7 protein-coding genes are annotated in these 8,276 nt (G+C 67.9%); 3 read left to right on the forward strand and 4 right to left on the reverse strand.

What is annotated here, in order from left to right:
• Nucleotides 1–236: 236 nt before the first annotated feature.
• Complete coding sequence (locus tag ACZZZD_RS14885; RefSeq protein ID WP_463436026.1) at nt 237–1,133, forward strand: hypothetical protein; 897 nt, start codon at nt 237–239, stop codon at nt 1,131–1,133.
• 128 nt (nt 1,134–1,261) lie between these two features.
• On the opposite strand, the gene ACZZZD_RS14890 is transcribed toward ACZZZD_RS14885, so the two are convergent.
• The 4 genes from ACZZZD_RS14890 to hfaA all read right to left on the reverse strand — a co-directional run bounded on the left by ACZZZD_RS14890 (nt 1,262) and on the right by hfaA (nt 6,912).
• Nucleotides 1,262–4,162 (reverse strand): M16 family metallopeptidase, encoded by a 2,901-nt coding sequence (locus ACZZZD_RS14890; RefSeq protein ID WP_463436028.1) that lies wholly within the window; start codon nt 4,160–4,162, stop codon nt 1,262–1,264.
• A 110-nt stretch (nt 4,163–4,272) separates the two neighbouring features.
• A complete protein-coding gene (gene hfaD / locus ACZZZD_RS14895; RefSeq protein WP_463436030.1) occupies nt 4,273–5,532 on the reverse strand; it encodes a holdfast anchor protein HfaD in 1,260 nt (419 codons plus the stop codon).
• Nucleotides 5,459–6,475, reverse strand: coding sequence for a holdfast anchoring protein HfaB (hfaB, locus tag ACZZZD_RS14900; RefSeq protein ID WP_159845353.1), 1,017 nt, complete (start codon nt 6,473–6,475; stop codon nt 5,459–5,461). The genes hfaD and hfaB overlap by 74 nt, the downstream gene beginning before the upstream one ends.
• Nucleotides 6,472–6,912, reverse strand: a complete 441-nt coding sequence (hfaA, locus tag ACZZZD_RS14905; RefSeq protein ID WP_463436032.1) for a holdfast anchoring protein HfaA — start codon at nt 6,910–6,912, stop codon at nt 6,472–6,474. The genes hfaB and hfaA overlap by 4 nt, the downstream gene beginning before the upstream one ends.
• Nucleotides 6,913–7,030: 118 nt before the next feature.
• Between hfaA and ACZZZD_RS14910 the strand changes: the two genes are divergently transcribed.
• Nucleotides 7,031–7,705 carry a rhomboid family intramembrane serine protease gene (locus tag ACZZZD_RS14910; RefSeq protein WP_463436034.1) on the forward strand — a complete coding sequence of 225 codons (675 nt, stop codon included), beginning with the start codon at nt 7,031–7,033 and terminating at the stop codon, nt 7,703–7,705.
• A 105-nt stretch (nt 7,706–7,810) separates the two neighbouring features.
• Nucleotides 7,811–8,236, forward strand: a complete 426-nt coding sequence (locus tag ACZZZD_RS14915) for a CBS domain-containing protein (RefSeq protein WP_463436035.1) — start codon at nt 7,811–7,813, stop codon at nt 8,234–8,236.
• Nucleotides 8,237–8,276: the final 40 nt, after the last annotated feature.

The following is an 8,276-nucleotide window of genomic DNA, read 5'->3' on the forward strand; positions in this document are numbered from 1 at the left end:
CCGGCGTGCGCGGGGCTGACCCCTGCGGCGCTACGCCGGGCGGCTAATCGAAATCAGGCGAATGGAGACGCGGACGGTCATTATGCGGGCGGTCTAGCAGACGGATGCGGCATTGCGCCATCCCGAAGCGCAGGCGTCATCAACGGAAACGAAAGGCTTTTGTCGCTTTGGTGAATGCAGGATCGGCCGGCGTCTTGCCCAGTCGACACGAAATATACGTTTGGGAGTTCCCGCCGATGCGGCTGCGGATCACGAAATGGATGCTGGGCCTGGCGGCTGGCCTTGCCGTCTCGGCGGGCGCCGGCGCGGCCCTGGCGCAATGCACGTCCGGCTGCGAGCCGCCGCCCTGCACCTCGTGCGAGCCGCCTCCGCCGCCTGCGCCGCCGCCCTGCGGCGGTGGTGGAAACTGCGGTGGCGGTGGCGGTGGAAACTGGAACGGCAACATCAACACCAACGTCAATGTGAACGTCAATGTGGGTGCGAACGCCAATGCGAACGCGGGCGCAAACGCCAACTCGGGCGCCCGGTCGTATCTGAACGCGCGGGCCGGCGGCTTCTCGGGCAGCTTCGGCGGGGGCGGCGGCGCGGCCTATGTCAGCGTGGACCAGCCCTATCCGACCACGATCCAGGGTCTGGCCGTCGAGGGCATGGTCGCCCAGACCATCCGCACGCCCTACAGCGCCTTCCGCAGCATGATGAAGCGCGTCGTCATCCAGGCCGTCTGCATCGACGACCGTCAGGTGCCGCACCCCGCCTCGCAGGTGCGTCCTGATCGCGAGATCGCGGACGGGTTCGACGGCGAGCTTTATCGCTGCCTGTCGGGCACGTGGCTGCAGGCGACCATCGCGGACTATAACGGCGACATCAGCTTCGACCACGGCACGACCCTGACCTGCCGCAAGCACGAGGCGCTGTGGTACGGGCCGGAGGGCAGGCTGGAATGCCGTCCCGAGAAGCCCGAGCGCGACTGCAACGAGCGTTCGCTGCTGCGTCGCTACGGCGCCGGGGTGAAGATCCTTACGATGTACCGCGAAGAGGAATACACCGAATACCGCGAGGAACAGGTCGAGAGCGCGACCGTGCTGACCGGGGTCATCACTCTGGACGGCGGCGTCGGCGGCCGGGTGTTCTGAACGGGAGCCGAACACGTCCGTTCAGCCGCCGATCAGGCGGGAAGTGAGATAACAAGACCGTCGGCTCTCCGTCGACGATCCTGACGACTGGCCCCGGTTCGCGAGAACCGGGGCCTTTTCTTGGGCGCTTATTGAGCTGCGGCGGCCTGGGCTGCAGCGGGCTGGGCCGTGACGGTGGCGCGCCAGGCGGCGTCGGGCTTCAGATACTGGCGGGCCAAGGTCTGAAGGTCGGCGGCGGTGACGGCTTCCAGGGTGGCGACCTGGCTGCGGGTCTGGTCCAGCGTGGCCGGGTTGGACTGGGCCTCGGCCAACTGGGTCATCCAGTAGCCGTTGTCGGCCATGCTGCGGCGGATGCGCTCGACGGCGGGGCGACGGGCGCGGTTCAGCTCGTCGTCGCTGACCGGGTTGTCGCGCAGGTCGGCCGCGATGGCGTCCACCGTTTCGAACAGCTTGGGCAGGGCGGCCGGCGGCGTTTCCGCCGTCACCGAGATGAAGCCGTAGCCGGGGAAGACGTCCGAGGCGCTGGAGCCGGCGCTGGGCGAATAGGCCAGGCCCTGTTTCTCGCGGATTTCGTCGTTCAGGCGCAGTTGCAGCACGTCCGACAGGATCGACAACTGACGCGCGGTCTTGCGGTCCGCGATCTGATCGGTGGTCGGCCAGGCGACGAAGCCCAGCGCCTGTTCGGCCGGACCTGTGTGATGCAACTGGACTGGCGTGGCGACGGGTGCGGGGAACTTGCGCTCGGTCGAGCCGGCGGGCGGGGTCGGTTCGGCGCCGCGCGCGGGCAGGGCGCCGAAGGTCGAGCCGACGGCGGCGATGACGGCGTCGATGTCCGCGTCGCCGACGACGGTGATCTCGACCGGACCCTGGGCCAGGGCCGAGCGGACGCCGTTTCGGACGTCGTCGATCTGGATCGCGGCGATCTGTTCGGCGGTCGGGGTCATCTCGCGCGCATCGCCGCCGGCCAGAAGGCCCGAGGCGTCACGCTGGAACACGCCGCGCGGCGTGGCGCCCAGCTGGGCCAGGATCTGCGGGAACATGGCCTTGGTCTGTTCGAACGGTGCGGCGCGAAGGCCGGGATCGGTCAGGTAGGCGGCCAGAACCTGAAGCTCCAGCTGGAGGTCGGCAGGCTTGGTCGCGCCCGAGAAGACATAGGCGTCTCCGGCCTGGTTGACCGAGGCGCTGTAGGTCCGGCCGCTGAGGACGCGGTTGATCTCGTCCAGGCTGAGCTTGCCCAGGCCGCCGGGCGTCAGGACGGTGCTGGCCATCGACAGGGGCGACAGGGTGTCTGCAGGCAGGCCCAGTTCGCCAAGACCTGTGCGGGCGCTGACCAGAATTTGTTCGGCGCGGAAGTCGGTCTTCTTGATATTCAGCAGCGTGCCGTTCGGGAAGCGGACCAGGGTGGCGCCCAGGTCGGCGACCTCGGTGCGCGACGCCGGGACGGCAGGGGCGCCGAAGTTGTCGTAGGGCCATTTCAGCTCGGCCTCGACAGCGCGGGCCTGGATCGGGGTGTTGCGCGAGGCCTCCAGCGCGGCGGTGACGGCCGCTTCACCGCCCTCGACCGGGACAGGCGAGCTGAACAGCACCAGCGGGCCCTGGCCCTCGAACACGGCCTTGGCCGCCTGGTTGACCTGATCGACGGTCAGGCCTTCGACGGCCTTGTTGAAGAGGTCGAGATTGGTCTGGGGCGCGCTGAAAACCTGGTCGTCGTTGACGGCGCCCAGCAGGCCGGTGGCCAGGGCGGGGGTCGAACGGGTCGCGGCCGAGGCCACGGCGTTCTGAAGCGCGGTGCGAGTGTTGGCGATCTCGCGCTGAAGCTCGGCGTCGGTCACGCCGTATTGCGCCAGACGGCGGCTTTCCTGTTCGACGCTATCCAGCGCACGCTGCCAGCCGCCGGGGTTGAAGGCGACCGACAAGGTCCCCGCATCCAGGCTGTCGAACAGCGACTGATAGCCGGCGCCGGCGCCGATGAAGGGCGGGTTGTCGGCGCGGGCGATCTCGCCCAGGCGACGGTTCAGCACGGCCAGGCCCAGGCCACGACGGATGTCCGCCGCACGTTCGGCGACGGTGTCGGGCTCCAGGTCGGGGTTCTTGATCCAGTTGAGCTGGATCGAGGACTGTATGCCCGGTTCGACCAGAATGCTGGTCTGGGGCTCACGCGGGGCGACGGTCCCCAGGTCGGGCTCGGGACCATCGGCGGCGGTGGGTTTCCAGTCGGCGAAGGCCGTGCGGACCTTGGCTTCCATCGCGTCCACGTCGAAGTCGCCCACGGCGATGAAGGTGGCGCGCGAGGGACGGTAATAGGCGTCGTAGAAATCGACGAACCGCTGGCGCGGGGCCGTGCGGATGATGTCGAGGTCGCCGATCGGCAGGCGTTCGGACAGGCGCTGGCCGGGCGCCAGCAGACCCAGCTGGGTCTTCAGCACGCGCAGTTGCGGCGTGTCACGAGTGCGCTCCTCGCCGACGATGACGCCGCGCTCGGAATCGATGGCGGTGGTTTCCATGAGCGCGGCCGACATCATCTCGCGCAGGATGTGCAGGCTGGGATCGACTGTCTCGTCCTTGGTGTTCGGCAACTCCAGCATATAGGCGGTCTGGTCGAAGCTGGTGAAGGCGTTGGTGTCGGCGCCGAAGGCCAGGCCCAGGCGTTCAAGAATGCGCAGCATCTCGTTTTCCGGCACGTCCTTGGTGCCGTTGAAGGCCATGTGCTCCATGAAGTGGGCCAGACCCTTCTGGTCGTCGCGCTCCATCAGCGAACCGGCGTCGATGCGCAGGCGGAACGAGGCCTGGCCCGGAGGTGTCGCATTGTGCAGCAGGGCGTATCGCATGCCGTTGGGCAGCAGGCCGTAACGGACGGCCGGATCGGCGGGAATGTCGCTGGCGGCCTGGGCCCAGGGGGCGGACGGCGCGACCTGGCCGGCCGAGGCGGCGGGGGCGGCTGTCTGGGCGAAAGCGGGGGCGGCGAACGCCCCTGTGGTCAGGGCCAGTCCCGAGACGGCGACGAGCAGCAGATGGCGCGCAGAACGCATGATATCACTCCGAAACCGCAACCCCCGATGGAGCGGCGTCGGATATGTAAAGTGACCTTGCCTTCCCGGCAAGGCGGACGGACGAACCTTACCGACTTGTCATGTTTGGATCAGCCTCCTGGGCGGCTGACGTAGAAGGTGGCGGTGTTGCCGACGGCGTTGGCGCCGACGACGGCGGTGCGGCCGGAGCCGACGGTGGCGCTGGTGGTTGCGGTGACATTGCCGCTGTTGGTCTGGTTGTTGGTGATGTTGACGTCGCCGCCGCACTGGGTACAGGCGTAGCCGGTCACCGCATTGCCGACCGCGTCGGCGCCGACATACGCGTCATAGCCGTTGACACCGACGTAGGTGGCGTTGGCCTCGACGCCGCCGGAGTTCAACTGGGTGTTGTCCAGCTTCAGATAGATGTCGTTGTTGCCGGCGACGGTCTCGTTGGCGACGCTGCGGGCGGCCAGCACCGTCTGACCCTGGAGATTGGTCTGGACGCGGGCGTCGGCGCGGACGCGGCCGGCGTTGGTCTGGTCCGTTGCAATCAGCATCGAGCCGCCGGCGTTGGCCGTGATGGCTTGGTTGGCGCCGGCGTTGGCGCCGACCGTCAGATCCCAGGCGTTATCCACATAAACGTCGGTGCGGGCCTCGGTCGTCGAGGCGGCGTTGGATTGCCGGATGGCCAGGTCCTGGTGCGAGGCGCCGGTGGTGTTGGTCTGGACCGCATTGGCGACGGCCTGGGACGAGAAAGTCGCGGGCGCGGGGATGTACTGAACGTCGGCGACGGTCTCGGCGAAGACGGTGGTCTGGGCGGTCTGGTCGATCACGCCGGTCAGGGAGGAGGAGGGGCCGCCCATGGCGACGGTGTTGGCGACGGCCGCGCTGGTCGCGAAGCCGCCCTGGAGCACCCGGCCGCCCGGCGCCTGGACATAGGTTCCGGCCTGGACGCGGTCGCCGGTCGCGGATTGCGTCGCATCGACGGCGAAGGTCGCACGGTCGGTGGTGACGCCCAGATAGTTGCCGCGCGCGGTGGTTTCGACGCTGATCTGACCGTCGGCCTCGCCGTTCACGATCACATTGCTGCGGGCCACGGTCGCGCCGGTCATGGTCTGGCGCGAGATCAGGCCGGCGGACGCCGCCGTCACCCCGCCCGCGAGCGCATTGCCCTGGGCGCTGGTGCTGACGGTCACCTGATCGACGGACAGGTCGATGTCCACCAGGCCGGTGACGTCGCCGGTCTGAATCTGGGTGCTGGAACAGGCTTCGCCGGCTTGCGGATCGCAGGCCGGCGTCTGCTGCGCGCTCGCTTCAGTAGCGAGAACGGCGAACGTCGCCGTCGCGGCTATCATTCCAGCGAGACGGATCGGCGCGGGTCTGGCCATTGTTCGTGTCCTGAGTGGGATAGGCCGGATAATAACCGCCGGTCGGACCGACGGTGGAATCGCCGAGCGGATCGTTGGCGGCGTTGAGGCAGATTTCGGGACCGGGCGCCCCATAGAGATTGGCCATGAACTCGACCGTGGCCCGTTCGACCAGGGCGCGGACGGCCAGCTGCGTCGGCTCCATCCCGCCGGTCCCGGCCGAGATGTCGAAGACATTGCCGTTCAGGAAGTCGAACACGCCGGCGGAGATCTCGCGGCCGATGATCTGCTTCTGATAGGAGACGACATCGACGACCTCCAGCGTGGTCGTCTGGACCAGGCGCAGGTCCATGGCGATGTTCATCACATAGACGCGGTGGTTCAGCATGGTCGAACCGGGGCGGGCGGAGTTGATCTCGCCCTGACCGATGTCGAAGCCGCCGGAGCGGATGTTGTAGTTCACCTCGGTGATGCCGCCGACGACATAGAAGTCGGAGCCGGGCACCTGGCCAGCCAGGATGCGGCGATATTGGGTGTCCTCGGGGCCTTGGGCGTCGGGGGCCTGGTCGCCGATCAGCTTGTTGTTGGCGTAGCGCAGTTCCAGCTCGGACACCGAGGTGTCGTAGCGTTCGACGATCCGCGCGCCGGCCTTGGCCAGGGCCGAGTTGGCCATCAGCGAGGCGCCGCCGGTGATCTGGCGGCCGCCGTCCGAAGAGACCGTGCCGGTGTAGTCGCTGATCCGGCCCACGGCCATGCGCGGCGAGGGCAGGTTGTAGCGACGGGCGTAGTCGGCCAGGCAATAGAGTGCGGCGGAATACGGGGTCGGGTTGGCCGTCACCGGCGCATTGCCGATCGGGGTCGCATATTGACCCGATGGACCCGCGACCGGGCTGACGCAGCCGGCGAGCAGCAGGGCGACGGCCGAGACAGCGGCTCCCCCTTTGATGAGATGGCGGCGGCTCATGGCAGGTTGATGTTCCCGTTCAGGGCCGTGCCGGCGTTGATCGCGCCGGTGTTGGTCTGTGTCGAGTTGACGATGACGGTGTTGCGGTTGCCCTGGACCACCACGTTCAGCTGATTGCCGATGGCGGTGGAGCCGCCGATGGTCGTGCCGCCGTTGCTGGACGAGCCAGCGCCCGCATAGGCCGAGGCGACGCCGCCTGACTGGCTGGAATAGGATGAGGCGCCCGACTGGATGATGCCGTTGACGATCAGGCGATTGCCGTTCACGTCGCGGGTATAGCCGGTAGTCGCGGTGCTGGCGGCCGAGCGAGCGCCGCCGTAGCCCTGCTGGAAGCGAGAGGCGCTCCCGGAACCGGTCGACTGAGCGGCCGCCGGCAGGCTGGCTGCGGCGACGACGGCCATGACGGCGGTGGATAGAAACAGCCTCTTGGCGGGCATTACAGGGTTCCTCGCGCGCAAACGAACGACGGACCCCAGGGGAGATCCGCACCCCAACCTGCATTAAGGTTATTAAGAAGCGCTTGATGTGACGCGGGTCACTGAGCATTTGTGCGCCATGTCAGACGCACACGGTCGATTCGACGGTCCGCCCAAAGGCAAGCCGCCCAGAGAGAAGGCGTTCAACGTCCCGCTGGTCGTGCTGTTGATCGCGGTGTCGATGCCGGTGCTGTTCTACTTCCAGCGGCAGTTGCCCGACATGGGAATGAGCATGGCCTTCGCGCCTGCCGATCTGGAGCAGGGACGCTGGGGCGGACTGCTGACGGCCATGTTGCTGCACGGCGGCTGGACCCACGCCATCATGAATGCGGTCGCGGCGGTCGCATTCGGCTCGCCGGTCGCACGGCTGTTCGGCGGCAGGATGGGGCCGACGGTCTTCCTGCTCTTCTATGTGGCGTGCGGCGTGCTGGCGGCGCTGGGCTATGGGCTGATCCACTGGGGTTCGTCCGAGCCGATGGTCGGGGCGTCGGGCGCCGTGTTCGGCCTGATCGGGGCGGCGACGCGGTTGATGGGTGGGCAGGGCAGGGTGCTGGCTCTGACCGACCGCCATGTGATCGGCGCGGCCATCGCCTGGATGGCCGTCAATGCGGTGACCGGCCTGATCGGTTATGCGCCGGGCGCCGAGGGCGCGCGCATCGCCTGGGAAGCCCACGCGGTCGGCTTCGTAGTCGGCTTCCTGGCAATCGGGCCGCTGGCGCGTCTATTCGGCAAGGGCGTCGTCGTCGACGTCTGACCGGGGCGTTTGCTTCCTGACGCCGGCTGAGCGATCATCGGTTCCCGAGCGGCCCTGTCGCCATCCCGGCCCTGCGGTCGTCTCTTATAGAGAGAAGGAGCCGCGATGTTCGTCGCCGAGATCCTCAAGACCAAGGGAAACGCCGTTTTCTCCATCGCGCCCGACCTGACGGTGACGCGAGCGTGCGCAGAGCTGGAGCAGAAACGGGTCGGGGCGCTGGTCGTCTGTGACGGCGACCATGTCGTCGGGGTGTTTTCCGAGCGGGACGTGGTCAAGGCCCTGGCCGCCGATGGCGCCGGGGCGCTGGATCGGCCGGTCGCCGACTATATGACCGCCAAGGTGATCTTCGCCGAGCCGGGCGAGGAGATGTCGGCCCTGATGACCCGGATGACCGATCGGCGCATCCGGCATCTGCCGGTGATGCAGGCCAAACGACTGGTCGGCGTCATCTCCATAGGCGACGTGGTGAAATGCCAGATCGCGGAGCACGCCCAGGAGGCGGCGAGTTTGCGCACTTACATCGCGGGCTGACGCGTGACCGCTTCTCGCTGATCGTGAGTCTTTGAGAAAG

The organism is Brevundimonas sp. AC546 (assembly GCF_979258305.1).